The 2,719-nt window shown below is 65.9% G+C and carries 3 protein-coding genes; all 3 read left to right on the top strand.

Annotation, left to right across the window (positions count from 1 at the left end; genetic code table 11):
- Positions 1 to 398 precede the first annotated feature (398 nt).
- Positions 399 to 1,208 (top strand): PPE family protein, SVP subgroup, encoded by an 810-nt coding sequence (locus AC2VOG_RS17575; protein ID WP_486941130.1) that lies wholly within the window; start codon positions 399 to 401, stop codon positions 1,206 to 1,208.
- A gap of 49 nt (positions 1,209 to 1,257) precedes the next feature.
- On the top strand, positions 1,258 to 2,442 hold the full coding sequence (locus tag AC2VOG_RS17580; RefSeq protein WP_486941131.1) for a PPE family protein: 1,185 nt from the start codon (positions 1,258 to 1,260) through the stop codon (positions 2,440 to 2,442).
- Between the two features lie 69 nt (positions 2,443 to 2,511).
- Positions 2,512 to 2,719, top strand: a 208-nt coding sequence (locus AC2VOG_RS17585; protein ID WP_486938176.1) for a WXG100 family type VII secretion target, incomplete at its 3' end; no start/stop codon positions are given.

The raw sequence follows: 2,719 nt of genomic DNA on the forward strand, positions 1-2,719 counted from the left end.
CTGGGTAATAGTCGTGCCATGAATTCAGACGGATTCGCACGCATGCCATTTGGCACTCGTGACCGCTTCGCAGCGGGTCGGCACATTTTGCCAGTAGACATCCGGGTCGCGTTCGAAAGCATGTCGCTGAGCACCGGCCCGCTTGGGGGGTCCCACGACTCGTCGCGCTCGAAGACAGTAGGTCACCCCAGACTGCCTGGCCGCTCGCGTGGTCCGCATGACGTCCAACGGGGCCGCGACTCTATCCACCGGGCGCTTCTTCAGCGGCGCGCACCCTGAATCCATGCCGCCGGTCACCGACGCCGGCGATTAGCTGAGGTTACCGATGGTCAATGGCGTCCGTCGAAAAAAGCTGGACCCATCGGATCATCAGAAAGAACGGGAGCTGAGAGGTAATTATGTCGTTTTTGAATGCGGTTACCGAGGAAATAGCGTCTGCGGCGAATCAGCTGGAGGTTATCGGCACCGGGATATCCACGCAGAGTGCGGCGGTCGCCGCACCGACCAGTAGCGTGGCCCCCGCCGGTAGCGATCCGGTTTCGGCGCTGCAGTCTGCGGTGTTTTCTGCATACGGCAGTCTCTACCAGCAGATCAGCTCTGAGGCTCAGGCGATTCACCAGCAGTTCGTGCAAATGCTGAGCCAGAGCGGCACGTCCTACTCGACCGCCGAGAGCACCAACGCGGCCACGGCCTCGAACCCGTTCTCGACCCTGATGACGCTCCTTAACAGCACCACCTTCCAGGGGGTCGGCTACACCGGGGTCGGAAACTTCGCGGCAGGTTCCTCGGACCTGCTCGGGCTGGCGTCCGGCGGGTTGCTTCCCACCGCCACCGCAGACGCCGGCGACCTGGGAGGACTCGGCGCTGCGCTGTCCAGTGACACCGCCCCGATGGCTCCCGCCCCGACGGGTGCGGGCGGGTCCGGCGGGATGCCGGTGCTGGCCGGAGCATCGCAGGCATCCAGCGTCGGCGGTCTATCGGTGCCCCCGACGTGGGCGGGAGCGACGGCCGGCGCTGAGCCGGTCAAGTTGGTCAGCGCCAGCCCCAGCTGGGCCGGGACGGCCGCCCAGCCTGCCGCGGCGACGTCGACGGTGCCCGCCGGCATACCAGCCGGCGGCTCGGGTGGACGCACCGCGGGGCTGGGAGCACCGCGCTACGGCGTCAAGCCGACCGTCATGCCCAAGACGCCGAAACCGGCGATCGTCTAGCAATCCAGAGCATCGGAATTATCGGAACTTAGGGACAGGAAGCAACAACATGGGATTTGACTTCGCAACATGGCCCCCGGAGTTGATTGCCGCGCTCCTCAAAGCCGGCGCCGGATCGGCGCCGATGATGAGCGCGGGGGCATCGTGGCAGAGCTTGGCCGCCGAACTCGAGCAGGCGGCGGCTTCCTACCAGTCGGTGATCACCGAACTGGGCAGCACCTGGCATGGCCCGTCATCGAACCTGATGGCCAGCGCCGCCAGCGAGTACATCGCGTGGTTGCAGCAAACCGCCTCCTCAGCTCAGCACGCGGGTACGCAAGCGATGAGTTCGGCGGCCGCCTACGAGACAGCGAGCAACACGGTCGTTCCGCTGCCGGTGATCGAGGCCAACCGGGCGCAGCTGGCTGCGTTGGTGGCGACGAACTTCCTGGGCGTCAACACCCCGGCAATCCTCGCGACCGAGGCCGCCTATGCCGCGATGTGGGCGACCAACTCTGCGGTGATGTACGGCTACTCGGCTGCATCAACCGCCGCCCAGACGCTGGTACCGATGACTCCCGCACCGCAGACCACCAACCCGGCCGGGGCAGTCGCGCAGGGTGTGACGACCCCCGCCAGCGCAGCCAGCAGTAGCGCGCAGTCCACCCTCAACGGGCTGGGCTCGATGAGTCAGCTGACGTCCTCTGCGGCGGCTTCCACGGGTGGCACTTCAGCGTTGAGCGCGTTTGAGCAGTTTGACAGTTTCTTGAGTTCCAACCCGTTCCTGACACAGATCATCAACCAAACGGTCTACAGCATGGGCTGGTACTTCCCGATGATGGGCTCGGTTATACCGCTGCTGGCCCACTCCTTGGCCAGCACGGCTTCGGTTGCCAGTGCCACCACACCCGCGGCGCTGGGCGCCGGGATACTGGTTGGCAGCGTTGGTCCGGCCAGCGGTGTAGGCGCCGTGGCCGGTGGCACCGGAGTGCTCGCCAGTGTCGGCGGAACCTCGGCGGTCGGCGGCATGTCGGTGCCGGCCGGCTGGGCCAGCAATGTACCGGAGGTCAACGAAACGGTCACCCTTGCAGGTAGTGGCTGGACCAGCGAGGCCGAGTTGGGCGGCGGCGGCGGCGGCGTGAACGCCGTCCCGGCCGGTATGCCCGCTGCCGCAGGGGCCCGCGGCGGCTACGGTTTCGCCGCACCGCGCTACGGCGTCAAGCCAACGGTCATGCCCAAGCGGGTCTTGGTCTAGCAATCCAACGGAAGCCGACGGCGCCTTCCTCCGACCGAACCATCAACCCAACACAGCAAGGAAAGAATTATGCCTACCCGTTTTATGACTGATCCGCACGAGATGCGGGCAATGGCTGGACGTTTCGAATCCCACGCCCAGACCGTCGAGGACGAGGCCCGCAAGATGTGGGCGTCTTCGCAGAACATCGCCGGTGCGGGCTGGAGCGGCACCGCGCAGATGACCTCGCACGACACCATGGGTCAGATGAACACCGCGTTCCGCAACATCGTCAACA

The sequence above is a fragment of the Mycobacterium sp. TH-M11 genome, assembly GCF_057473725.1.

What these genes read in the sequence shown, in the direction of transcription:
- AC2VOG_RS17580 (WP_486941131.1), top strand. Translation starts at nt 1,258, where the DNA reads ATGGGATTTGACTTCGCAACATGGCCCCCGGAGTTGATTGCCGCGCTC.
- AC2VOG_RS17575 (WP_486941130.1), top strand. Translation starts at nt 399, where the DNA reads ATGTCGTTTTTGAATGCGGTTACCGAGGAAATAGCGTCTGCGGCGAAT.